Annotated in this window: 21 protein-coding genes and 2 tRNA genes; 15 read left to right on the top strand and 8 right to left on the bottom strand. The window is 51.2% G+C overall.

Features of this window, described 5'->3' with window-relative positions:
- Window positions 1–4 precede the first annotated feature (4 nt).
- The 6 genes from Q0Y65_RS10920 to Q0Y65_RS10895 all read left to right on the top strand — a co-directional run bounded on the left by Q0Y65_RS10920 (window position 5) and on the right by Q0Y65_RS10895 (window position 4,421).
- Entirely contained in the window at window positions 5–736 is a 732-nt protein-coding gene (locus Q0Y65_RS10920; protein WP_297959673.1) for a pseudouridine synthase, read from the top strand.
- Window position 737: 1 nt separating this feature from the next.
- On the top strand, window positions 738–1,130 hold the full coding sequence (locus tag Q0Y65_RS10915) for a hypothetical protein (RefSeq protein WP_297959670.1): 393 nt from the start codon (window positions 738–740) through the stop codon (window positions 1,128–1,130).
- Between the two features lie 7 nt (window positions 1,131–1,137).
- Window positions 1,138–2,085, top strand: coding sequence for a homoserine O-succinyltransferase (gene metA, locus Q0Y65_RS10910; RefSeq protein WP_297959668.1), 948 nt, complete (start codon window positions 1,138–1,140; stop codon window positions 2,083–2,085).
- Window positions 2,086–2,103: 18 nt separating this feature from the next.
- Window positions 2,104–2,799, top strand: a complete 696-nt coding sequence (locus Q0Y65_RS10905) for a hypothetical protein (protein ID WP_297959666.1) — start codon at window positions 2,104–2,106, stop codon at window positions 2,797–2,799.
- A 160-nt stretch (window positions 2,800–2,959) separates the two neighbouring features.
- Complete coding sequence (locus Q0Y65_RS10900) at window positions 2,960–4,120, top strand: stage II sporulation protein P (RefSeq protein ID WP_297959664.1); 1,161 nt, start codon at window positions 2,960–2,962, stop codon at window positions 4,118–4,120.
- A gap of 1 nt (window position 4,121) precedes the next feature.
- Window positions 4,122–4,421, top strand: a complete 300-nt coding sequence (locus tag Q0Y65_RS10895) for a hypothetical protein (RefSeq protein WP_297959662.1) — start codon at window positions 4,122–4,124, stop codon at window positions 4,419–4,421.
- Here the strand turns inward: Q0Y65_RS10895 and Q0Y65_RS10890 are convergent.
- Window positions 4,410–4,961 carry a hypothetical protein gene (locus tag Q0Y65_RS10890; protein WP_297959660.1) on the bottom strand — a complete coding sequence of 184 codons (552 nt, stop codon included), beginning with the start codon at window positions 4,959–4,961 and terminating at the stop codon, window positions 4,410–4,412. The two genes, Q0Y65_RS10895 and Q0Y65_RS10890, sit on opposite strands and share 12 nt — an antisense overlap.
- A 93-nt stretch (window positions 4,962–5,054) precedes the next feature.
- Between Q0Y65_RS10890 and Q0Y65_RS10885 the strand changes: the two genes are divergently transcribed.
- The 4 genes from Q0Y65_RS10885 to Q0Y65_RS10870 all read left to right on the top strand — a co-directional run bounded on the left by Q0Y65_RS10885 (window position 5,055) and on the right by Q0Y65_RS10870 (window position 7,548).
- Window positions 5,055–5,129: transfer RNA gene (locus Q0Y65_RS10885), tRNA-Arg, on the top strand.
- A 328-nt stretch (window positions 5,130–5,457) separates the two neighbouring features.
- A complete protein-coding gene (locus tag Q0Y65_RS10880) occupies window positions 5,458–5,907 on the top strand; it encodes a helix-turn-helix domain-containing protein (protein WP_297959658.1) in 450 nt (149 codons plus the stop codon).
- A gap of 118 nt (window positions 5,908–6,025) precedes the next feature.
- Entirely contained in the window at window positions 6,026–6,604 is a 579-nt protein-coding gene (locus tag Q0Y65_RS10875) for an RNA polymerase sigma factor (RefSeq protein ID WP_297959656.1), read from the top strand.
- Window positions 6,601–7,548, top strand: a complete 948-nt coding sequence (locus Q0Y65_RS10870; protein ID WP_297959654.1) for a hypothetical protein — start codon at window positions 6,601–6,603, stop codon at window positions 7,546–7,548. Before Q0Y65_RS10875 ends, Q0Y65_RS10870 begins: the two co-directional genes overlap by 4 nt.
- Window positions 7,549–7,714: 166 nt before the next feature.
- On the opposite strand, the gene pta is transcribed toward Q0Y65_RS10870, so the two are convergent.
- Window positions 7,715–8,734 carry a phosphate acetyltransferase gene (gene pta / locus Q0Y65_RS10865; protein WP_297959652.1) on the bottom strand — a complete coding sequence of 340 codons (1,020 nt, stop codon included), beginning with the start codon at window positions 8,732–8,734 and terminating at the stop codon, window positions 7,715–7,717.
- 194 nt (window positions 8,735–8,928) lie between these two features.
- On the opposite strand from pta, the gene Q0Y65_RS10860 reads away from it, so the two are divergent.
- Window positions 8,929–9,909: an AAA family ATPase gene (locus Q0Y65_RS10860; protein WP_297959650.1), complete on the top strand. Its 981-nt coding sequence runs from the start codon at window positions 8,929–8,931 to the stop codon at window positions 9,907–9,909.
- A gap of 152 nt (window positions 9,910–10,061) precedes the next feature.
- On the opposite strand, the gene Q0Y65_RS10855 is transcribed toward Q0Y65_RS10860, so the two are convergent.
- From Q0Y65_RS10855 to Q0Y65_RS10830, 6 genes are all read right to left on the bottom strand, one after another.
- Window positions 10,062–10,748: an ECF transporter S component gene (locus tag Q0Y65_RS10855; RefSeq protein ID WP_297959648.1), complete on the bottom strand. Its 687-nt coding sequence runs from the start codon at window positions 10,746–10,748 to the stop codon at window positions 10,062–10,064.
- Window positions 10,745–12,379: an ABC transporter ATP-binding protein gene (locus Q0Y65_RS10850; protein WP_297959646.1), complete on the bottom strand. Its 1,635-nt coding sequence runs from the start codon at window positions 12,377–12,379 to the stop codon at window positions 10,745–10,747. The genes Q0Y65_RS10855 and Q0Y65_RS10850 overlap by 4 nt, the downstream gene beginning before the upstream one ends.
- Window positions 12,352–13,230: an energy-coupling factor transporter transmembrane component T gene (locus Q0Y65_RS10845; RefSeq protein WP_297959644.1), complete on the bottom strand. Its 879-nt coding sequence runs from the start codon at window positions 13,228–13,230 to the stop codon at window positions 12,352–12,354. Before Q0Y65_RS10845 ends, Q0Y65_RS10850 begins: the two co-directional genes overlap by 28 nt.
- Complete coding sequence (locus Q0Y65_RS10840; protein ID WP_297959642.1) at window positions 13,227–15,041, bottom strand: DUF4430 domain-containing protein; 1,815 nt, start codon at window positions 15,039–15,041, stop codon at window positions 13,227–13,229. Before Q0Y65_RS10840 ends, Q0Y65_RS10845 begins: the two co-directional genes overlap by 4 nt.
- Window positions 15,042–15,120: 79 nt before the next feature.
- Window positions 15,121–16,056, bottom strand: a complete 936-nt coding sequence (locus tag Q0Y65_RS10835; RefSeq protein ID WP_297959640.1) for a hypothetical protein — start codon at window positions 16,054–16,056, stop codon at window positions 15,121–15,123.
- A 312-nt stretch (window positions 16,057–16,368) separates the two neighbouring features.
- Complete coding sequence (locus Q0Y65_RS10830) at window positions 16,369–16,731, bottom strand: cupin domain-containing protein (protein WP_297959638.1); 363 nt, start codon at window positions 16,729–16,731, stop codon at window positions 16,369–16,371.
- Between the two features lie 180 nt (window positions 16,732–16,911).
- Here Q0Y65_RS10830 and Q0Y65_RS10825 point away from each other — a divergent pair.
- The 4 genes from Q0Y65_RS10825 (at window position 16,912) to Q0Y65_RS10810 (ending at window position 23,182) form a co-directional block, all read left to right on the top strand.
- Window positions 16,912–16,985: transfer RNA gene (locus Q0Y65_RS10825), tRNA-Arg, on the top strand.
- A gap of 170 nt (window positions 16,986–17,155) precedes the next feature.
- Window positions 17,156–19,147 carry a dockerin type I repeat-containing protein gene (locus Q0Y65_RS10820; protein ID WP_297959636.1) on the top strand — a complete coding sequence of 664 codons (1,992 nt, stop codon included), beginning with the start codon at window positions 17,156–17,158 and terminating at the stop codon, window positions 19,145–19,147.
- Window positions 19,148–19,194: 47 nt separating this feature from the next.
- Window positions 19,195–20,268 (top strand): hypothetical protein, encoded by a 1,074-nt coding sequence (locus Q0Y65_RS10815; RefSeq protein ID WP_297959634.1) that lies wholly within the window; start codon window positions 19,195–19,197, stop codon window positions 20,266–20,268.
- A gap of 16 nt (window positions 20,269–20,284) precedes the next feature.
- Window positions 20,285–23,182 (top strand): BspA family leucine-rich repeat surface protein, encoded by a 2,898-nt coding sequence (locus tag Q0Y65_RS10810; protein WP_297959633.1) that lies wholly within the window; start codon window positions 20,285–20,287, stop codon window positions 23,180–23,182.
- Window positions 23,183–23,291: the final 109 nt, after the last annotated feature.

The following is a 23,291-nucleotide window of genomic DNA, read 5'->3' as shown; positions in this document are numbered from 1 at the left end:
AACTTTGGAAAAAATAAGGATTCAGAAAATGATCGCCGACAGCGGCGTATGCTCCAGACGAAAAGCCGAGGAGCTCATATCACAGGGCAGGGTAAAGCTTAACGGCCACCCCGTCAGACTGGGCGACAAGTGCGGCTTCAAGGACATAATCACCATTGACGGCGAAAGGATATATATGCCGAAGAAGCGCAGCTTCGTATATCTCATGATGAACAAGCCCAGAGGCTACGTCACCACAGTCTCAGACGAGCTGGACAGGCGCTGCGTCATGGATCTCCTCACGGACGTTGAGGAGAGGGTATACCCCGTGGGACGCCTTGACAGGAACTCCGAGGGACTGCTGCTCTTCACCAACGACGGCGAATTCGCAAACAGCATAATGCACCCCAGCAGGCATATCTCCAAGACCTACCGCGTAACGGTTCGCCCCGACATCAGCGACGATCAGCTGGTGAAGCTGGCCGAGGGCGTGGAGATCGACGGCAAAAAGACTCTACCTGCAAATGTGGTGGTAAAGGACAAGGCAGAGGGCAGAGTAGTGCTCCTCATTACCATCAAGGAGGGCAGGAACCGCCAGATCAGAAAGATGTGCGAGGCTGTAGGCCTTGAAGTGGCAAGGCTCCGCCGCATAAGCATAGGTCCCCTGAAGCTGGGTATGCTGAAGCCCGGCGCTTACCGCGACCTTACAGCAGACGAGCTCCGCGCCATAAGAAACGCTATCGGCAAGGAGAAATAAGATGCTGGAGATACAGGAAAGATTCGATACCGTCGGCTATGAGAAGCTTGCAGAGGCCGCAGGCAGTGCAGAGCTCCATATAACCGAAGCCCTTGACAGGGGAGAGGTCATCGGATACATAGCATATTCCTACGGTACAGAGCGTACTCTGGTCTATGACTATGACGACGGCGGAGATATCATGCTCTGTGACGGTCTGGTGCGTTCTGTCATGCTGAAAAGCGTGCTGAAGGGAATAAACCATATGCTCTTCCAGCCGGAGGACAGCAGTAAATACGACGCCCTGAAAAGGCTCGGCTTCCTGAAGGGCGACAGCAGACAGTGCGCCGACCTTGAAAGTTTCATGAACGGCTGCCAGAGCTGCAAAAGCAAGAAAGATAATATGAAAGGATAGATATTGAGTGCCTATAAGGATCTCATCTGAACTCCCTGCATTCAAAACGCTGGGAGAGGAAAACATCTTCGTCATGTCCAGGGAAAGGGCGGAGCATCAGGATATCCGTCCCCTGAAGGTGATAATACTCAATATTATGCCCAAGAAGATAGAGACCGAGAGCCAGCTCATGAGGCTCCTCAGCAATACCCCGTTACAGGTGGACGTGGAGCTTTTACAGATGGCCTCCCATGTTTCCAGGAACACCTCAAGCAGCCACCTTGACGCCTTCTACAAGACCTTCGACGAGATAGCGGATTACCGCTATGACGGCATGATAATCACGGGTGCTCCCGTGGAGCTGCTGGACTTCGAGGAGGTGGACTACTGGAAGGAGATATGCAGCATAATGGAGTGGTCAAAGACTCACGTTTTCTCCACTCTGTATATATGCTGGGCGGCACAGGCAGGTCTCTACTATCACTACGGCATACCGAAGTATACTCTGGATCACAAGATGTTCGGCATTTTCCCCCACAGGGCTGAGGTTAGCAACTGTCAGCTGCTGAGAGGCTTTGACGATATCTTCTATGTGCCCCATTCAAGGAACACCGAGGTGCGCAGGGCGGATATCGAGCGTATACCTCAGCTGGAGATACTCACCTCGTCGGATATAGCGGGAGTCCATATAGTCGCCAACAAGAACGGCAGACAGTACTTCATCACGGGTCATTCCGAGTATGACAGGGAGACCATCGCCAACGAGTACCGCCGCGATGTGGCAAAGGGCATCGACATACAGATACCCTACAATTATTTCCCCGGGGACAACCCCGACAATATGCCCGTGTTCTCATGGAGATGCACGGCGAACCTCATGTTCTCGAACTGGCTCAATTACTGCGTGTACCAGAAGACGCCGTATAACCTCGACGAGCTTGAGGTGCGCAACTGGAACTGGCAGACAAGCTTATAAAAAAGGAGTGTAAAAATCATGGATGATCTTGGCGGAAACAACTACAACAACTACGGAAACGGCGGCTATAACCCCAACAACGGCGGATATAACGGCGGCTACAACAACGGAGGTTATAACAACGGCTACGGCTATAACAACGGCGGCTACAATAACGGCTACGGCTACAACAACGGACAGAACTTCGGCTATAACAACGGCTATCAGCCCCAGGAGAAAAAGTCTGCGGGACTGGCTATCGCCTCGTTTGTTATCTCTCTGGTAAACCTTCTGCTCTGCTGTACAATGCTGAGTATCATCACAGTGCCTCTGTGCCTGCTGTTCTCCATAATCTCCCTTGTCAAGAAGAAGGGCGGCAAGGTATTCGCTATACTGGGTATCGTATTCTCCCTCATAGCAGGTCTTGCCTTTGTTTACTACGGAAAGATTGTTATGGACGTAATGCCCGATTTCGTCTACTTTGCGGAGAATCAGGACGAGATCATCGCAGACTACGACAGGGACGGCACTATCCCCGACAGGTTCGACAAGTACCGTGCTCACAAGTATGACAAGTACTGGGAGGAAGAAGGCTTTGACAGCTTCGATGAATTCTTCGATCAGTTCATCAAGGAATACAAGAGAAAGAACAATATCAACACCGAGTATGACTACAACAGCGGCAACGGCTACAGCGATCTTGCCCTGGGCTTTCAGCCTGCGTTGATACTGTAAACAGTGTAAAGAAACGATCCCCCGATGCGGTTAAGCGTGTCGGGGGATTTTTATCTGCATATTTTTCTTTCTGACGTCCACAATAATGTTGCGGACGGACATACTTCCGTCACCTGCGTAATATACTTATACCAGAGGAATTACTTGTGAGGTGAGGTATATGACGCGCCGCAGACGCAGAAGAATGAGAGGCGCCGCCGTGTGTACGGCTGCCGTGCTGCTGCCTGTGATGACGGCGGCAGCCGCAAAGGGAGCTTCTTATTTCGGGAGCTCCGCAAAAAAGGACATGAGCATATCCATAAGCAGCACTGTGGGTGCAGCCGCAGACAGAAGGGACAAGACCACGGAGAGCAGGATAGCTCCCGAGGAGCTCATTGACGAGAGAGTCATGCTCTCCTCGGGGTACGGCGTTGAGGACGAGAGCACGGCTTCAAGGGAGCTTCTCAGACTGCCGTCGCCCCTTGACATGACTGCCGCGGACGCAGGCGAAAAGCCCTATCCCGTTCAGTGGGATATCGGAGAGGGAGAGATAATCCGCACCACCTATGACCGCTACAGCGGAACGGCCTTCTTCGACCTTGAGAACGGGGGACAGGTCAACAACAGGACGGATATCCCCAATTCGGAGCTCATAGCCCAGAGCCGCTGCCTGCCCAATTTTACCGTGGAGGACGCCGACGGTCCCCTTGTGCTGCTGTATCATACCCATACCACCGAGAGCTTCGAGCCCTATGTGCGGGAGCATTACGACAGCTCCTTCAACTACCGCACCACCGACGAAACAAAGAACGTGATAATGGTGGGCAACGCCATTCAGGCGGAGCTGGAGGCTCAGGGCATAGGGGTGATACATATGACGGAGATACACGACTATCCCTCATATAACGGCTCATACGCACGGAGCCGCGAGACCATAGTCCCCATACTGGAGAAGTACCCGAGCATAAAGGTGGTGCTGGATATCCACAGGGACGCCATATCGGGAGAGGGCTTCGCCTATCAGCCCTTTACGGAGGCCGACGGCCGTGAGGCGGCTCAGATAATGATAATATCGGGCTGCGACGACGGTACGCTGGATATGCCTGATTATATGGAGAACTTCCACTTTGCCTGCACCCTTCAGCAGAAGCTGGAATCCGATACTCCGGGGCTTACCCGTCCCGTGCTGTTCGACTACAGGCACTACAATCAGGATCTCACCAACGGCAGCCTGCTCATCGAGGTGGGTTCCCACGGAAACACCCTTGAACAGGTGCAGTACGCAGGCCAGCTCTTCGGCAGGTCGCTGGGAGAGCTGCTGTGCGGCATGAAAAGGAGCTAATATGCGCAGAAAAAAGAAAAAAGCCGTTCTCAGAGCAGTTTTCATCTACCTGCTTCTGAGCCTCGGCTCATGGATGTTCGTAAATTCCTATGCCAATTCCCGCAGCCGTATCAGCGGCAGGAGCATTGTCCCTGCGCAGCTGGTAATAGAGGACGGCACCGCCTCGGTGGAGGTGCTGGGTCACGGCGCTGAATTCCGACTCTCATATATATCCCCTGACAGCAGGCTCTACTGCGGAGCCTACCTGCTTTCGCCCGACGAGGTCAGGCTTGCGGCTTATGTCATATCATTATGTGTATAGCTTGGACTGTCTGGTATAGTAGAATGTGTTGAGCTCCCCTGTATAGATAAGGTCTGCACCGGGGAAGCTGCGGAAGTCGTCCGGCTTGTACAGCGAGAATGCCTTGTCCAGCGGAATGCCTATCTTGTCCATGGTGTAGGCTACGAACTGTGAACAGACGAAGCTGCGCTCGCGCTTCCACTCGATATTGAAGTAGACCGCAAGGAGTCCCAGAAGGTTGTAGGAATATACCTTTCGATGGACTGCAAAGTGATTGATTATCTTATTATATGCCTCTTTCTGTTCGGGCGTGACGCTTATGCGGTATATCTCGCAGGGTATGTTCTGGTACTGTCCCAGAGTGCCCTGTCCCACGATCTCCTTGTTGAATGTTGCAGGGAGAGGAAACGGACGGTATGTACGGCAGAAGCTGTACATTTCCGAGAGGTCCATATCTCCCGAAAGAGAAACGTGATTATACGGTTTTTTTGTAAGAAATTTGAAGAATCGTGCGGGTCTTGTACCTGTCTGCGCAACTATCAGATAAATGTAGTCCCCCAAAACGTTCCCTCCTAATTTATTTTTTATAATTATATCATAAATGCTTGCAAATTTCAAGAGTTTTTGCTATAATTATATAGCAGTATTATTTATGCGCCTGTAGCTCAGTGGATAGAGCATCGGCCTCCGACGCCGTGTGCGCTGGTTCGATCCCAGTCAGGCGTACCAGCGGGGAGCCCCCGCGGGCTGCCACGGGGGCGCTTGCAAGCTCGCTTACTCTTATCAACGCCGATAGTTGTACATCGCTTACGGCGCTGTAATTAAGTCTATACAGATTATACGACAGGGAGCCCCCGCGGGCTGCCACGGGGGCGCTTGCAAGCTCGCTCACTTTTATCAACGCCGATAGTTGTACATCGCTTACGGTAGCGTTTCCAAATCGAAGCATATACACTGAAATGCCCCGTCAGTTCATGGCGGGGCAAAGTTTTACTTTGAACATGAAGGTGCTGTCATTTTACCGTAATTACGGATCAAACATCAGGGAGGTGCAGTGATGATAGACCTTGCCAACATAGAGAGGTACAAGGAGAATAACCGCATAGAGGCAAAAAAGGCAACGGGAGGACTTCCCGTAAGCCTGTGGGAGACCTATTCCGCCTTTGCAAATACTCTCGGGGGAGTGATACTCCTGGGAGTGGAGGAGCACGAGGACAAGTCCCTGCACCCCGTGGACCTGCCCGATCCGCAGTGGCTCCTCAGCGACTTCTATGATGTGCTCAACGACAGACGCCGCGTCAGCAGGAATATACTCTCGGATAAGGACGTCAGGATAGTTGAGACCGAGGGCAAGCGGATAATCGTCATAAACGTACCGCGGATAAAAAAGGGCGAGGAGCCCATATATCTTGGCGGAAGTATCTATACAGGCACCTATAAGCGCAGCGGCGACGGCGACTATAAATGTTCGGTGGAGGAAGTCGCCCGTATGCTGAGGCGTATATGAATATTGCAGAGTAAGGGAGAGACTTGATGAAATGTCTCTCCCTTAGTTTCTATAACAGGTCAGAAAAGCATAGGCTGAAGCGAGTGTAATATATGAATGCATTCAAAGGAGTGAAACGATGACAGACAAAGAGCTGCGCCGTAAAATGGAGCAGTCCCCCGAGGAGGGCAGACGGGCGCTGTTTGACGAATACTGCGGATATGTTTATGCCATATGCGCGAACAAGCTGAAGGGCTGCGGCACAAGCGAGGACATCGACGAGTGCCACAGCGATACATTTGCGGCGGTATTCCGTTATCTTGAAGGCCATACAGATACTGACGGAGACCTGAGAGGGATAATCGGCACTATAGCAAAACGTACTGCTATAGGCTATTTCAGGCGGCTTTTCCCTAAGGCTGAGACTACGGTATCAATTGAGTCGGAGAGTATCAGAGAGCTTTCGGCTGATATAAGAGTTGAGGAGAAAGCGGAGCTTTCGGCTCTGCGGGAGGCGGTTCTCGACTGTATGAAAAAGCTGGGGGAGCCCGACGCTTCTATCATCGTTTACTTCTATTACTACGGAATGAAAACCAGACAAATAGCCGAGCTTGTGGGACTGAGCGATATTGCTGTGCAGAAAAGGCTGAGCAGATCAAGAAAAAAGCTCAGGGAGCTTCTGAGCGAGGCAGGTATCACGGAGGAGGGATATCAATGAGATCAGAGGAGATATTCAATGATATAGATGACAAAACAGCAGAAAGACTCTCGAAAGAGTATCCCGTCCTCAATGACGAGCAGAAAGAGAGGCTGTATGCTATGAGTAAAAGAAAGTTTGATATAAACAATGAAAATGACAATAAAAGCATGGACGTATCGGGAGTCGAGAAATACCGCAGACCTAAGTGGTATAAGGGCGCAAGTGTGGCAGCGGCGGCTGTGCTGCTTGTGGCAGGAATTGGCGGAAGCATGGCATTTATCAGCCGCAGCGGCCGGAAAGCCGCGACTGAGGTGGAAGGAAGCATAGCCGAGACAACTGCGGTAACAACAGAAGCCTTTACGGAAGCTGTCACCGAAGAGCAGACGGAAGCAGTTGACGCCGAGGCTGTAGCCAGAGAACTCATCGACGATTACAGAGAGTATATCTGTTTCATTTACGGAGGCAATCTTGAGGTAGACAAGAGTGATATAACCACAAGGACAGTAAAGCTTCACGACAACGACGTTACCTTTGACAGAGAGTTCTATCGCGTTACCGATTCCAGATATCCCACATGGGCAGACCTTAAAGATCGCTGCTATGAGATATTCGATAATGAGCTTGGACAGAAGATACTTGAGATCTGTACAGGCGAATCAGAGGAGGTCGTAAACGGCAATCCCTTTATATGTGTCACGGAGGACGGATACTATCACGAAGTAGGTATCCATGATAACCCCATAGACCCGTTGGATATCAGCGACTATGACATGGACGTCCATACCGATGACAGCGGCAATATAATCGCAACAATTGTAGAGACAGAGCTCCGCGAAGTCCATGATTATCCTATCCCCGAGACCACATTCACTATCGTCAATACCGAAAAGGGCTGGCGCATAAGCGATGTTACGGAAAAGCCCCTTGATGAAGAAACCGAAAACAGCACCGAAGCCGAATAAAACAAAAAGGGACTGCAAACCAATGCAGTCCCATTTTTTATAATTATATTGTTGCAGACGGGCGGATAATACCCGTCCCTACTTGTGCCGTAAGCGATGTACAATTAACGATTTTGTTAAGAGTAAGCGAGTTTACGAGTGCCAACGTGGCTGGGATCAAACTGCCTCAGTTTGCCATACCTGCTGTGATGATAGCCATTTTGTAAACTTCGTCGGCGTTGCAGCCTCTTGAAAGGTCGTTGATAGGAGCGTTAAGTCCCTGAAGGATAGGACCGTAAGCCTCATAGCCGCCAAGTCTCTGAGCTATCTTGTAGCCGATGTTACCGGCCTCGATGAGGGGGAAGATGAATGTGTTAGCCTGACCTGCAACCTTTGAGTCGGGGCACTTTGTCTTTGCGACCTCTGCCGAAACAGCAGCGTCGAACTGGAACTCGCCGTCGATAACCAGGTTAGGATCAATGTTTCTTGCCTCGATAACAGCGTCGTGGCTGAGCTGAACTGTGCCGCCCTTGCCCGAGCCGTATGTGGAGAAGCTGAGAACAGCTACCTTGGGGTCGATACCGAAGAAATCAGCGGTCTTTGCAGTCTCAACAGCGACCTCTGCAAGCTGTCTTGCAGCTGAGAGAACAACGTTGCCGTCCTTGTCCAGTCTGTCTGTGTAGCCCAGATTGATAGCGCAGTCGCCCATAGCTATCTTCTCCTCCTTGCCGTCCTTCTCGCGGAAGAGGATGAATGAGGAGCTTACCAGGTTGGAGCCCTTCTTGGTCTTGATGATCTGGAGAGCGGGACGAACTGTATCAGCTGTGGAGTATGTAGCGCCGCCCAGGAGAGCGTCTGCCTTGCCTGCCTTTACCAGCATAGTGCCGAAGTAGTTGGACTTAGCCAGAGCTGCGCGGCACTCCTCCTCGGTCATCTTGCCCTTTCTGAGCTCGAACATCTGAGCAACGAGAGCGTCCATTTCGGGGTAGGTGGCAGGGTCGAGTATCTCGGCGCTGTCGATATTGAAGCCGCCTGCTGCTGCGGCAGCCTTTACCTCGTCAACGTTTCCGCAGAGGATAACGCCCATGAGGTCTTCCTTGATAAGTCTGTCAGCTGCGGAGAGGATACGGGGATCGCTGCCCTCAGTGAAAACTATGGTCTTTTTGCTTGCTTTAAGGTTTGCTATAAGCTTGTCGAACATTCCCATTATGAGATACCTCCATTGAGTTATTATTTTACCGTAATATTATACCACAGTCGGCGGACAAAGTCAATTGTTAATTGGGAGGGGAGACAAATGTGAACTTTCTGTAAACATTTTCTCTTATTCAACGGTTTTCGGTTGAACCGGGGGGCTTTACGGCTCTATAGTGAAAATATTTTTTCAGGAGGACTTTCACTATGGAAGCAAAAAGCTGTATCTACAACATGGCAAAAATACAGGAGACCGAGACGGAATGGCTCTGGTACCCTTATATCCCCTACGGCAAGGTCACTATCATACAGGGCGACCCCGGCGAGGGCAAGACCACTCTTGCGCTGAATATTGCGGCGGCTCTTACGAAGGGGGAGACAGTGACGGGCGAAAAGACTGACCCTCTTACGGGACAGGAGCTCTATCCCACGTCGGTGCTGTTCCAGACGGCGGAGGACGGCCTTGCAGATACCATAAAGCCCCGTCTTCTTGCGGCGGGGGCTGACTGCGGCTATATAAGCGGCGTGGACGAAAGCGTCTATCCTCTCTCCATTACCGACGGACGTCTTGACGAAGCCCTGCGGCTAACCAATGCAAGGCTGATTATCCTTGACCCCCTTCAGGCATATCTGGGTGCGGACGTTGATATGCACCGTGCCAACGAGATACGTCCCGTTATGTCCTATCTGGCAAATATGGCAGAGCAGTTCGGCTGTGCCATCGTGCTCATCGGACACATGAACAAGAATGTGGGAGCAAAGGCTGCCTACCGCGGACTTGGCTCCATTGACCTTACAGCGGCGGCAAGAAGCGTTCTTCTGGTAGCCCGTGACAAGCGTGACCCCGACAGGCGCATAGTCATGCACGTCAAGAGCTCCCTTGCCAGAGAGGGCAGGCCCGTGGCGTTCAGAATGGGCGATGACCGCAGCTTCACCTATGAGGGAGAGTGTGAGGCAGACCCCGAGAATATTCTTCTGGGAGTTTCTTCCGCTGTTCATCAGACACAGTCGGACGTTGCAAAGCAGTTCCTTATGGCGGAGCTTGGCAGCGGCGAGGCAAAGCCTGTGAAAGCACTGACTGAAAAGGCGGAGAATATAGGGGTGTCGTATGACAGGCTGAAAATAGTAAAGAAAGAGCTCGGTATATCCTCTTTCAGAAAAGAACAGGTTTGGTATTGGGTACTGTGACAATGTTTCACTCTTTCTTTCTTACTTCCTTACTTGTAGTTTATTGTTTGCGGATTTATACTCAAAGTAACAGTGTAAGAAAGAAAGGGAGAACAGGAATGTGTGAGTGACAAAGATAAATGGGCGGATAATATCCGCCCCTACAGAGTTCTTCACACGCCGTATTTGACCTTTATACGCGCAAGCTTCTCCCCGAAGGGCGGCGCAAGGAGATACAGGAACACCAGGTTTGACACCACATATGACGCCGTATAGGGTATGGCGGTGACCAGTGCCGCAAGGTACAGCTTTATCTCGAAGCCGCGGTCGTACCACAGCACTGTCCAGATATCCATGATGAAGGAGTAGGCTACGCCTGTCACAGCTCCGTATATGAGCAGCAGGGGACGGCTTTTCAGCAGCCGTTCCGAAAGAAGCCCCGCAAACAGTCCGATAAGTCCCCACGCAAGCATCTGGAAGGCTGTCCAGGGACCCTGCCCGAAGTAGAAGTTGGACAGTATTGCCGACATGGCCCCCACAAGGAAGCCTGCCTCGCCTCCCAGATACAGCCCCGTGATGATAGTCAGCGCCGCTATGGGCTTTAGGAACGGGATAAAGCGTCCTGCAAAGCAGAGCGCCACCATGACTGCCACAATGACCATTCTCCGCGTGCCCGTGGACTTCTTCTCGAAGCCTGCCGCAAAGAGCAGCAGAGCCATTGCCGCAACGCCCATTGCCACGAATATCTGCCGTTTGCCGTCGAATATGAGAGCTCCCGCAACTGTCATGACGGGTACTATCACAAAGGGTACGGCGGCTTTTATGAAGCTGCGCAGTCCCTTGCTCTTTATAAGTATCATAGGCGCTCCCTTCTGCCGTTGAGCCTGCAAAGCTCCAGAGCGTCGGGGAGTGTCACCGCGCCGTCGTAGAAGCCCCTTGTCATGCGGCTCACCGCGGTGGTGTAGAAGCTGTTGCCTGAGAAGAACTCACGGGGAGCTCCCTCGGATACCGTCCTGCCGCCGAAGAACATGGCGCACCTGTCGGCGCACATGGCGGCAAACTCCACATCATGGGTGACGGTGACCACAGTTACTCCCGAATCACGGAGAGCACGGAGCACGGTCATCATCTTTTCCTTTGCCGCCGCGTCAAGTCCCTTTGTAGGCTCGTCAAGGAGCAGCAGCCGCGGCTTTGCCGCCAGCACCTTTGCCAGTGCGGCAAGCTGCTGCTGACCTCCCGAAAGGTCGTAGGGGTGCTTGTCCAGCAGGTATGACAGGTCGTAGGGGAGAGAGGAAAGGTCGGCGTGACACTCCTCCAGCTCCTCCCTGACTGTATTGCACAGGAACACGGTCTGGACGTCCTGGGGCAGCATTGCAAGGCACTCCCTGTACAGTGAGCGGTTCCTGTATTCCTTCAGCTTCTTGCCGAACACCTTAATTGTGCCGCTGTAGGGCTTCAGCAGGCCTGCCGCCGCCGAAAGGCAGGTGGTCTTGCCGGAGCCGTTGCCGCCCAGTATGCAGAACAGCTCGCCATCACAGACCTTCAGGGAGATACCGTCCAGAATGTCCCGTCCGTTCCTCTCGTAGCGGAAGAACACGTTGTCAAGTTCCAGAGCGGCATTTCCGCTGCGCTGCCTGTCCCCGTCGGGGAGGGAGCGCGTATCGTTGAGGAAGCTGCTTTCGATGAAGCTCCTGCCGTCACGGACGGTAAGGGGACAGCTTCCGCTGCCGCCAAGCTCCGCAAAGAGCCTTGCCGCCGAGGGCATACCGCAGAGTATATCCGTCCTGCCCGAAAGCCGGGGAATGACCTCAGTGGGCGCTCCCGAGGCGATGATACTGCCCTTTTCCATGACCAGGAGAGTGTCGCAGAGGGGCACAACGTCCTCCAGGCGGTGCTCCGCCATGAGTATGGTGATGGAGAAGTCGTTGGCGATACGCCGCAGTGTTGCAATGAAGTCCGCCGCCGCAATGGGGTCGAGCTGAGCCGTGGGCTCGTCCAGAATGAGGAGTTTTGGCTGCATCACCAGCACCGAAGCAAGATTGAGGAGCTGTTTCTGTCCTCCCGAAAGGTCGGCGGTGTCCGCGGAGAACCAGTCACCGATACCGAAATAGCTGGCCATCTCGGCAATGCGCCGCGAGATGTCCGACGGGGGAGTGCCCAGATTCTCCAGTCCGAAGGCCAGCTCGTGCCAGACCTTGTCGGTGACTATCTGCTGCTCGGGCTTCTGCATGACGAAGCCTATCCGTGAAGCGGACTCCCTGTCCGTCAGCTGTGACAGCTCCATGCCGCAGAATGTCACGCTGCCGCTTTTTTCGCCCACAGGGGTCAGCTCGCGCTTGAGCATACGCAGGAGGGTGGATTTGCCGCTTCCCGTAGCTCCGCAGAGCACGGCCAGCTCTCCCCGCTGCAATGTCAGCGACACCTGTCTTATGGCGGGCTCTTTGCAGGCGGGGTATGTGAAGGTCAGATCCCTGACCGCAAGTATTTCCATCTGAGGTTTGCCTCCGTTTCGATGAATATGGGCAGCAGTACCAGCAGCCCGTAGGATATCATGCCCGATATGCCGAGGATACCGGGCTTTGCCGCCTCTATGGAGGGGTAGAAATCAAAGCTCAGGGAGCCTGCGGCTATGGCCGCCGATGTGACTGCCGTAAGTACGAGAGAGACTGTGAGGAGCAGTATATCCGCTCCTCTCATGCGGAACCGTTTCAGCTGAGTGCGTCTTCCCGTGCCGTAGCCCCTTGCCTCCATGCTGTCGGCGGTGATGATGCCGTTCTCCAGCGCCCATGTGACAAGTATGGAGAAGATACGGGACCTGCCCTTTATGTCGTCCACGATGTTGTCTCCGCTGAAAAGTCCCATTGCCCTCTGGGCGTCGGTGACCTTCTTTGACTGCCTGCCGAACAGGGGAACGTACCTCAGCGCCATTGACAGCACAAGGGAAAGCTTAGGCGACAGGGCTCCCGTAATGTGGAAGAGCTTCTCGCTGGTCATTATCTGTGTGAAGGAGCGCAGCCAGTACAGCACTCCGATCATCATTGCCGCGGAGTTCAGTCCGTACAGGGCGGCCTCCAGTGTGACGGGATTGTGGTTCATGACAAAGAGCACGGTCTTTCCGTTGTGGGACACAAGGGGATTTGCCAGCGCCAGTATCACAAAGAGTATCAGGAAGAAAAGGTGAGTCCTGCCGTGGGAGCGGCCGTTCCTCACTATAAAGAACAGCACCGCCCCTGCAAGGGAAATGGCCATGAGGGGCGGATAGCTGCTGAACATGGCTATGCCGATAACGCACAGGAACCATATTGCCGCCGCAACGGGCTCGTATTCGGAAAAGCTTCTCATTTTTCGTATACCTCGTCCAGATCGTGGCCTATCTCGCAGGTGTAGAGCCACTCCACCCTGTCGCCGTCGCTGAGCTCGTACTCTCCGCAGTTCCGCGAGGGAGTAATGCCGTTCACATGGTACACCCAGCCCGACAGGTCGCCGTGATCGAATTCGTATATGTAGTTTATGCCTGCTATGTAGACCATACCGTGGGAGCTGCCTGCGCTGCCCTTGTTCTCCACCTGTATGCCGTAGGTCTGGGCAGCCTCGGTGAGTATGTCGAACACCGTGTCCCCTGCCTCGATGTCAAAGGCGGTAGGGGGCAGTATTACGCCGTCCGCAGGGATATGCTCCGAGTCGGACTTGCCTGCGATGGTGTCGCAGCGTATCTCCATGGTGACGGTGCCAATGGCGTTTTCCTTGTGCTTCTGCTCTCCGTTGTAGTAGTCCTCGGGGGAGCGTATGTCCGTAAGGAGTATCACCGCCGCAGCCGCAGCAGTTACAGCGCCCAGGAAGATGAAGTTCTTGTAGTTCCTCTTGCCGATGATGAAGATGATGAGGGCTATGACAGCCGCCGCACCTATAACGACAGCAAGGGCATAGGGCTTGTAGCTGCCCTTCTTCTCCTTTTGTGAGAGCTTCTCACTGTCCTGTGTGTGGGGACTTGTCTGAACATCGGCAGCGGTCTCCGTAAGGCTTTCCTGTGATGCGGACGATACCGCGGAGCTTCCCGTTGCGGCAGTTCCCGCTGATGTTGTGGTCGTTCCGCCCTTTGCGGTAGTTGTCGCAGTCTTTGCGGCGGAGACCGCCGTGGTCTGAGCCGTGCCGCCGCCTGCGTTTGCGCCGCCCTGAGAGCTTCCGCCGCCGTGGCCGCTGTCCGTGCCTCCCTGACCGCCCTGAGAACCGCCCTGACCGCCCTGAGAGCCTCCTTGTCCGCCTCCCTGCTGAGGAGAACCGGGCTCACGCTTGTTGTCCAGCACCAGCAGGGGAGACTTCCCCTCGGTCATGCGTTTGAATGACACAAAGGAGTAGTATGCCTGTACAGTGGCGGTCTCGTTGGAGCCGCCCCCCATGGTATGACAGAAGCTTCCGTCGGGGAGCCTGTACTGCGCTATGCCGTCAAGGAGGTCGTGGCCGTCCTTGATGAAGCGTTCATCGTACCTGCAATCTATGTCCATGGCCGAGAGAGCCGTAAGCACCTGTGCTGCGCTCTCGGGGTTGGGAGTGCCGAAGCTCTCGTAGCCGCCGTCGCTTTTCTGCCTTTCGGAGAGAAGGTCCAGAGCCCTGTCCACCGCCTCGGAAACGTCTCCGCGGTCGCGGTGGGGAGCAAGAGCCTGCACGGTCATGGCTGTGACGTCTATATCGCCGTACTCCCCGAAAAGAGCCCAGCCGCCGTCATCGTACTGCATGGAAAGCAGGGTGTCCACCACGGAATCCGCCGTATAGCGCGGACTGGTGTAGCCGTTGTTGAGTATGTGCAGTCCGTATATCCAGCTCATTATGCCCTGCTCGCCCATGGAGCTGTCTATTATATCGGTTATGTAGCTGTCTGTGCTTCCTGCGGCACACAGCGCAAGGGCATACTTCTCCCGTGAGGTGGCATTGAGGATATTGTTGCTGTGTATATAGTCAAGCAGGGAGCTCTCATAGGCGGAAAAGTCCGTATATCCGCTCTGGCTCAGTGCAAGGGCATACCAGTCGGTGGTCCTGCCCGCACCTGCGGCAATGTCTCCCGATATCCAGTCTTCGACGCTGCCCGAGCCCGTCTGTTCAAGCTTATAATCGACGATACCGCCGATAAGGTCATCGACCTCACCGACGGTATCCATGCAGTACGCCTCCTGTATCGGGACAAGGCAGGCTGCTGCCGAAAATATTACTGCGGAGCTGAGGACAGCGGTGAGCGCCTTACTTCTCATCTCTGCGTCTGAGAACGAATGCAGCGAAGGCTGCTGCTCCCAGGGTAACTACAGCCGCGCCTGCGCCTGCGTCGCCTGTCTTGGGAGAGTTGTTCTTGGACTTTGTGGTAGCCTTTGCAGTTGTCTTGGGAGCTGCTGTTGTAGTGGAAGTAGTAGTTGTGGTAGTTGTAGTGGTGGTAGTTGTTGTAGTAGTGGTAGTGGTGGTAGTTGTTACAGCCTCGCCCTTTACGTTTACAACGTATGTGGGAGGAACGATGTCAACGCTGTCAGACTTTGCGCTTATGATATTTCTGCCTGCCTCTGTGAGCTTTATGGTAGCCTTGCCCTCTGCGTCTGTAACAGCCCCGGTCTCCTGACCGTTTACTGTGATCTTTGCGCCCTCAAGAAGGTTGGTCTTGAGAGAGTAGTCGGGGTTGAATGTATAGTAGGAGAGGGTAAGAGTAACCTCTGTATCGGGATCTGCGTCCGCGTCTGTCTTCTTGTCGAAGAAGCTGTAGAAGTAATTGTAGTTCTTGGGATCGGGATAGATGAATGCCTGGAGGTAGTCGCCGTCCTTCAGCTCATCGGTAAGACCCATTGAGAAGTTGTCGTTGGCATAGTAGCCGTAGGAGCCGCCGTTCTCAACGCCCCAGAGCTTGTCCAGCTGGAGGCCGCCGTACTGTCCCACGGAGGTCTTGTAGCCTGCTGCTGCGCCGCCCTCGAACTTGCTTTCGTGAGTATTTATGAATGCGTCATTGATAGTGAGCTTGCCGTCGTTGTCGGCGTCTGTGAGAGCGATGGGCTCCTCAGTCAGTACCAGCTCGCGCTTGTCATTGGAAATGGAAACGTATACCTGGGGATCCTCAGCACTTGCCGAGAGTACGTTCATGCTGACTGCTGAAAGTGTAAGAGCCAGTGCAGCGGCCATAGCGAATTTCTTTTTCATGATAAACTGCTCCTTTTATAATAATATGTGCAGGCAGCAAAAAAGCTTTTCCGCAGAGCAGAAAAGCGCAGCAAAATATCTCCGTGTGCGGAGGTATCGGCATACGTTTTTCCCTGTCCAAAAACGTTAACGGCCTGCGAAGTCTGACGAGCGATCCGACTGTACGGCAGTGACTGCTGTGGCGGAATCTCACCGCGCTTCCCTCAGCTTCAGACTTTTTATACCCCCATTATAGCACAGCCCATTTGGAGTGTCAAGTTAAGAAACGGTTACAGCAGGGGAGCCTGCATTGTTTCCCCTGCTGATAATATCTCATTTGTTCTGATATGCGTAACCGAAGTTTATGGGAGGAGCTGTTACGGAAACATATATGAACTCCTCGTCGCCGTCGTTGAGCAGGCCGTGTACGTCCTTGTCGGCAAAGCGAACCACATCTCCCGCCTTGAAAGGCCTTGTGGCGTCGTCCGCAAGCAGCAGGGTACCGCTGCCCTTTGTGGCGTACCATATCTGCTCAGAGGCATCATGTGTGTGTCTTGGCTGGCTTGCTCCCACCTCAAGGTGTACCTCCGTGATGGTGACTCTCTTGCTTTCGGAGTTGTCCGGATTGAGGAGCTGGCGTGATACCACTCCCGGATTTGAGAGCTCCCTGATGTCCGATGCGCTGATGAATTCCATATATTTGTCCTCCTTTGGTATGTAATGATACTATTATACATTAAAAGTGCGGCTTCATCAAGATGTAAAATGTAATATAAAGAGCTGTGGAGAACCTGCGGACAATTAGGTAAAATAATAAAATTATCCTTCGGGGCTTGCAATGAGCAGAAATATGTGGTAAAATATATATCGTGATGTGTCCCAATAGCTCAGTAGGATAGAGCGACTGCCTCCTAAGCAGTAGGCCGGAGGTTCGACTCCTCTTTGGGACGCTTTATTGAAAAGCTGCACTCATGTGCGGCTTTTTTTATATCCCTATGTTTATGACCGTGTGCTTTTTGAACTAAAAACCGGCTCTGTCATTGACTTTTTTGTGTTCATATGATAATATAGGCATATGGGGCGGTAATAACTGCCAAATATGAAAAAGGAGATGTTTTTTATGAATGGAAAGATACTGAAAAGGACTGCGGCTGCTGTGCTGTCACTTGCTCTTATGGGGGGAGCTCTGCCTGCTTTGCCTGCGGGTTCCGTGTTCAGAGCCAACGCTGTCATAGCTGATGAGGAGTCACCGAAGAAGATAGAGGTCGGCCTGGATATATTCCTGGGAGATTATGTTGACTTCGGCGAAGGTGCGTATTATTATACTTTTGCAGAGTATAGTGATCCCCGCCATCATTACGTTGAAGAGGAAGTACATTACACAAAGGGGATAGCAGAAAATATCAGTCGCGGCAATGACGATACGAATTATGTTAATGAACTGTGGAGCTTTAATGACGGAAGCGGACGTTTTGGAGAGAACATTTTCAATATCATGGTCAAAAGGGACAATGTTCCCGAAATAAGAGACTGCGACCCCATTCCTACGGGTATCAGATGCGTCAGCGGTGACGGTTCTATGTATGACCCCTACCTCTTCGAGGCTATCTACGAGAACGGTCTGTCTGTGGGGGATGTGTTATATGCCGGCAGGCCCTTCAGTATGGGATCCTACAGAGCCTTTGTGTCACTCGATTATCACAAGGATATTAACTCAAGTATGATGAGCGGGGACGATCTGTGCTTCTTGAAACCGGTTGAACACGATAAATTCTGGGAGTTTGTAGAACCGAAGACCAATACTTGTGTGACTACAGAAAAGAATGGGAACAAGATGCCTGTAGGTCTGAAGGTAGTCTCGGGAACGGGCTGGTGGAACGACGACTATATTTTTGAAGCTGTTTACGATGATCCCTTCCTTGTTTACGGCGATGTAAACGGCGACGGTACCGTAAACCTTTCAGACGCTATCTACCTTTACCAGTATATCCATGCAAGGACGGACGATATGGATCCGGAATGGATAGAGTACCACGGAGACCTGTTCAGAAGGGGCGACGGCATTGACGATTATGACGTTATGGAGCTGATACAATGTATATCACCCTATAATCTGCCCTATGACGGGCCAATCAATGAGGTGAGACTCACCGATAACGGCAACGGCGGACTGTATAGCTATGAATTCACCAACAGGATAATATATCCCGAGGTCACCTTCACCAATAATTCCATGACTCTCGGCGGAGCAATAAGCCTTAACTTCTATGTGAATTTCTCTGATCTGTCATACGGACACTGCAACGATTCCTATGTGGAGTTTGAGGTGAACGGCAAGAAGCAGACAGCTAAGTTCGATCATACGAAGCTCAGCAACAATGGTTCGGACTACTATTTCACCTGCAAGCTCAATGCCGTATCCCTGGCAGACGAGGTAAAGGCTACCCTTCACTACTTCGACAACAGGGGAGAAGAAAAGACCGTTACCACTACGGCAACAGCCGAGTCATACCTTGAAAAGTTCGACGAATACGATGATCCTGAGCTGTGGTCACTTATCAAATCCATAAACGATTACGGCTACTATATGCAGCCCTACCTTGCCGCACATTCGGGACAGCCATGGACTCTCGGCGAGGATCATATAAAAATGAAAAAGAGCTATGTTCCCGCAACAGAATACCTCAGAGAGTATCGCCATTACATGAATATGCTCGAATATTTCAGAAAGAACAAGGATCTGGGAGAGTCCGACCTGAGCAATATCACCTACGCTCTTATTATGGATTCGGATACTGCGCTGAGGTTCACCATAAAGCCTGAGTCCGGCTACACAGGCCCCATTACGGTTTATCTGGACGGAACCAGGGTAAAGCCTAAGAAGGTCGGTTCCAACTATCAGGTAACTGTCAGCGGCATATCAGCGCATAAGCTGGGCGAGCCCCATATGCTTACAGTGGAGACCAAAAACGGCACGGCCGAATTCAGTGCGTCGGCTCTGTCCTATGCGTATGACGCTGTAACCGATCCTCTTGATAGTTCTGAGAAGCTGGCTATGTGCGCACTGTACGATTACTACAGTGCTGCTAAAGCATATAAAAAATCAGACTGATCAACGACTGATCTGACAGGAGCAATGTTATGGAAGGAGGATCGTTTATGAGGATATCAGCAGCTGTATTATCCGCTGCATTTATATGCGGAGCTCTTATTGTATCACATGAAAGGCCTGTGAAAGATGATAATTGTATTACTGCATATGCCGGATCGGAAATGCTAAGCGGGAATGCCGGCGCTCAGCCGGAGATTCCCGACGGCAAAGAGGTGGTCTTCACCGGGAATTCCATGACCCTGGGCGGAGCTGTAAGTCTTAATTTCTATGTGAATTACGGCGATATCCCCGAGGCAAACTATGCCGATACCTACATTGAGTTTGATGTGAACGGCAGTAAGCAAAGAGCTGACTTCGATCCTGCTAAAATGAACAGAACAAGGACGGATTACTGCTTTAACTGCAAGCTGAACGCTGTATCCATGGCAGATGAGGTGAGGGCTGACTTCCATTATATCGACAAAAGCGGCAATGCTCAGACCCTCACAGCTGTATCTTCTGCCGAGGACTACCTGAGAAGGTTCAGTGCGAATGACGAGAAAAAGGTCTGGGATCTTATCAGAGCTATAAACGATTACGGCTATTATATGCAGTTTTACCTCAGCTACTATGCGGGAGAACCATGGCAGTTGGGCGTTGACCATAAGGCCATGCAGGCAGGATATACTGTACCGTCTTTTTATAAAGATGAAAAGAATCTTTCAGCCTATATATCCGGGATGTCGTCTTACAAGGAATCAGAAGCGCTAAACAGGGACATTGAAAGTGTAACAAAGGGGCTGATACTTGATTCGGATACCGTGCTGTATCTGGGCATCAAGCCTGCACAGAACTATAAAGGGAATGTCAGCATTAGCGTTGATGACAAGCCTGCCGACGTCATTGTACGCTCCGATGGAGTTTACGAAGTGCGTATACGCGGTATATCTGCCCATAAACTGGGAGATTTTCACACTGTAAAAATAAAAACCGACAGGGGAACATCAACCGTAAGAGCTTCTGCGATGTCATACGCATATTCATGCGTAAAATCACCGCTGTCGGATTCGGAACTTTACGCTATGTGCGCACTGTACGATTACTACAGTGCTGCTAGAGCATATAAAAAATCAGATGAATGAAGGGAGCTGATCATTTATGAAAGCTAAATGGGCAAGAAAGGCCGCAGCGGCGATACTGTCGGCGGCCGTCATCGGGGGCGGAGCGTTCTTTGCGGGAGCAATAGGCGGCTTCAGGACGGACAGCAGTACCATTACCGCCAGTGCAGAGGAGGGCTCGGCGGAGATCAAACTGACTGCAATGGGTTATACTCTGTATCTGAGAGGCAATATTACCAGGGAGCTGGTGCGGCAGTATTACACCTATCCCAATATTGACTATGTATATGCGGACGAGGGCAGTGTATTACCGGAGGACTGCTCGGAGCTTTTTATGGATTATAAAGCGCCTGTAATCAACCTCTCAAATGCCGATACCTCAAATGTTACGAATATGTCCAAGATGTTCTATAACTGCAATAAGCTGGTGTCCGTGTACATGGCGGGCATAGATACCTCAAATGTAACGGATATGTCCTATCTTTTTGCGGTATGCAATAAACTGGAGACAGTAAACCTTGACGGCATAAACACCTCAAAGGTCACGACCATGAAGGGAATGTTCGCCAACTGCGAAAGTCTGACGGAGGTCAATCTCAGCGGATTCAATACTTCAAATGTTACTGATATGAGTTCTATGTTCATATACTGCGAGAGCCTTGAGACCCTTGATCTCAGCAGCTTTAGCACGCCAAATGTCACAGATACTCAGGCGATGTTCTATAAGAATCTCAGCCTTGAGACCATTTACGCTACGCCTATGTTCGATACGAGCAATGTAATGTCTTCAAACAATATGTTCGGTCTCTGCGATAATCTTGTGGGCGGAAACGGCAGTATGCCCGTAAGCGGCAAGCTCGGCAAGGATTATGCCTGCGTGGACGGCGTAAACGGCACCCCCGGCTATTTCACAGACGATAATTTCGATGCGGCTACAGGTACGCTTACCCTCAGGGGCGATGTTGTCGCTGATTATGTGAGAAGCTTCGGAGGCTGTGAAGGCGTTAAGCACGTTTATGCAGAGGAAGGAACGGTGTTGCCCAGAGACTGTAACAGGCTTTTCAGTGATTATAAAGCTGAGCATATTGATCTTTCAAATGCTGATACATCAAATGTAACAGATATGAGTGTTATGTTCCTTTGGTGTACAGAACTGGAATCCGTTGACCTTAGCAGCTTTGATACATCTCATGTAACAGATATGTGCAGAATGTTCGAGAACTGTCAGTCATTGACATCCCTTGATCTCGGCGGCTTTAATACATCAAATGTTAAGTATATGCATCAAATGTTCTATAATTGCAAATCGTTAACATCTCTTGACTTAAGAAATTTTGATACCTCAAATGTAATAAATATGAGAAATATGTTCGCTTATTGTAATAAGTTTGAGTATCTTGATCTCAGAAACTTTGATACGTCAAATGTAACAGATATGAACAAGATGTTCTATGGTTGTAGTGGTGTTACGCTGCTTTATCTGAAAAGCTTTGATACGTCAAATGTAACGGATATGAGTTATATGTTCTTTGAATGCAATAACCTTACGCAGCTTGATCTCAGCAGCTTTGATACATCGAATGTAACGGATATGAGTTATATGTTCTTTGAATGCAATAACCTTACGCAGCTTGATCTCAGCATCTTTGATACGTCTAAGGTAACAGATATGAAGTGTATGTTCGCTAATTGTAAAGCGCTGAAAAACCTTGACCTCAGAAGCTTTGACACATCAAAGGTAACTGATATGAGCAATATGTTCTTCGGCTGTAAAGCGCTGGAATCTGTTGATATAAGCAGCTTTAATACCTCATATGTTCAGAGAAAGGAAAAAATGTTTGCAGGCTGTACAAAGCTTAAAACCATATATGCATCATACAAGTGCAGCCTTGACCGCAAAGTGGAAATGACAGAATCTATGTTTGATGGATGCAATTCCCTTGTTGGCGGCAACGGCACAACCTATGACCAGAATGCGAATGATGATTATCGCTATGCCGTGGTAGACAAGCCCGAGCACCCCGGATACTTCACATATGCTCCAGCAAAGTTCGTCAGCAATTCCATGACTCTGGGCGGCGCAATAAGCCTGAATTTCTACGTTGACCTCTCAATGGTTCCTCCCGAGAACCTGCCCTTTACAAAGGTGGAGTTCACAGTCAACGGCAGGAAGCAGACGGCAAAGCTTGATCCAAACAAGATGAACAGCAAAAAGACTGCCTACGGCTTCACCTGTATGCTGAATTCAGTATCAATGGCCGACGATGTAACGGCTACGGTCATCTATTACGATGACGATGACGACCAGCATACAGTCACTACGGTATCCACTGCGGAGACATACCTCAATAAGTTCAACTCATCGGACACTGCAAAGCTCTGGAACCTCATCAAGGGTATCAACGATTACGGCTATTATATGCAGCAGTATCTCTCGAAGTATTCTGCTTCGCCCTGGACTCTCGGCGTTGATCACAAGGCTATGGCGAAGTCCTATACAAAGCCCTTCACCTTTGAGAAGAATCAGGCAACATATCTCAGCGAGCTTAAAGCAAAGCAGAAGGAGAAGAGCCTTGTGGACAAGGATCTCAGCAATATCACCTACTCACTGGTCATGGACTCTGATACGGCTATCAATATTACTGTGAAGCCCCAGTCCACCTACAAGGGAAGCTTCGTATTCACCCTTGACGGCAAGAAGGTTGACGCCAAGAAGGTGGGAAACAACTACGTCATAACCGTATCGGGTATAGCCGCTCATAAGCTGGGCGATGCCCATACACTTAAGGTAAAGACAACCAACGGCACCTCAACATTCAAGGCTTCGGCTCTGTCCTACGCCTACGAGTGCATAAACGTTCCTTATAACGATGAGGAGTATTACGCTATGAGCGCACTGTACGAATACTACAAGGCAGCTGTTGCATACAGGAAGTAATAACACAAAAGCAGGCAGTCATAACGGCTGCCTGTTCATTTTTTGTCCAATTCATAAAAAAGACTTGACTTTTTCATTTTGTAGGTATATAATGTATAGCGCTGAAATC

It is taken from the genome of uncultured Ruminococcus sp. (assembly GCF_947301925.1).
Classification (GTDB): domain Bacteria; phylum Bacillota; class Clostridia; order Oscillospirales; family Ruminococcaceae; genus Ruminococcus.
Note: the sequence above shows the minus strand (reverse complement) of the source record. Positions and strands in the feature narration are given on the sequence as shown.

Excerpts from the sequence above, each read along its gene's own strand:
- Q0Y65_RS10850 (WP_297959646.1), bottom strand. The coding sequence starts at position 12,379 with ATGGAAATACTTGCGGTCAGGGATCTGACCTTCACATACCCCGCCTGC.
- Q0Y65_RS10845 (WP_297959644.1), bottom strand. The coding sequence starts at position 13,230 with ATGAGAAGCTTTTCCGAATACGAGCCCGTTGCGGCGGCAATATGGTTC.
- Q0Y65_RS10840 (WP_297959642.1), bottom strand. The coding sequence starts at position 15,041 with ATGGATACCGTCGGTGAGGTCGATGACCTTATCGGCGGTATCGTCGAT.
- Q0Y65_RS10900 (WP_297959664.1), top strand. The coding sequence starts at position 2,960 with ATGACGCGCCGCAGACGCAGAAGAATGAGAGGCGCCGCCGTGTGTACG.
- Q0Y65_RS10835 (WP_297959640.1), bottom strand. The coding sequence starts at position 16,056 with ATGAAAAAGAAATTCGCTATGGCCGCTGCACTGGCTCTTACACTTTCA.
- pta (WP_297959652.1), bottom strand. The coding sequence starts at position 8,734 with ATGGGAATGTTCGACAAGCTTATAGCAAACCTTAAAGCAAGCAAAAAG.
- Q0Y65_RS10815 (WP_297959634.1), top strand. The coding sequence starts at position 19,195 with ATGAGGATATCAGCAGCTGTATTATCCGCTGCATTTATATGCGGAGCT.
- Q0Y65_RS10915 (WP_297959670.1), top strand. The coding sequence starts at position 738 with ATGCTGGAGATACAGGAAAGATTCGATACCGTCGGCTATGAGAAGCTT.
- Q0Y65_RS10895 (WP_297959662.1), top strand. The coding sequence starts at position 4,122 with ATGCGCAGAAAAAAGAAAAAAGCCGTTCTCAGAGCAGTTTTCATCTAC.
- Q0Y65_RS10880 (WP_297959658.1), top strand. The coding sequence starts at position 5,458 with ATGATAGACCTTGCCAACATAGAGAGGTACAAGGAGAATAACCGCATA.
- Q0Y65_RS10905 (WP_297959666.1), top strand. The coding sequence starts at position 2,104 with ATGGATGATCTTGGCGGAAACAACTACAACAACTACGGAAACGGCGGC.
- Q0Y65_RS10810 (WP_297959633.1), top strand. The coding sequence starts at position 20,285 with ATGAAAGCTAAATGGGCAAGAAAGGCCGCAGCGGCGATACTGTCGGCG.
- Q0Y65_RS10870 (WP_297959654.1), top strand. The coding sequence starts at position 6,601 with ATGAGATCAGAGGAGATATTCAATGATATAGATGACAAAACAGCAGAA.
- Q0Y65_RS10830 (WP_297959638.1), bottom strand. The coding sequence starts at position 16,731 with ATGGAATTCATCAGCGCATCGGACATCAGGGAGCTCTCAAATCCGGGA.
- Q0Y65_RS10820 (WP_297959636.1), top strand. The coding sequence starts at position 17,156 with ATGAATGGAAAGATACTGAAAAGGACTGCGGCTGCTGTGCTGTCACTT.
- Q0Y65_RS10875 (WP_297959656.1), top strand. The coding sequence starts at position 6,026 with ATGACAGACAAAGAGCTGCGCCGTAAAATGGAGCAGTCCCCCGAGGAG.
- Q0Y65_RS10860 (WP_297959650.1), top strand. The coding sequence starts at position 8,929 with ATGGAAGCAAAAAGCTGTATCTACAACATGGCAAAAATACAGGAGACC.
- Q0Y65_RS10855 (WP_297959648.1), bottom strand. The coding sequence starts at position 10,748 with ATGATACTTATAAAGAGCAAGGGACTGCGCAGCTTCATAAAAGCCGCC.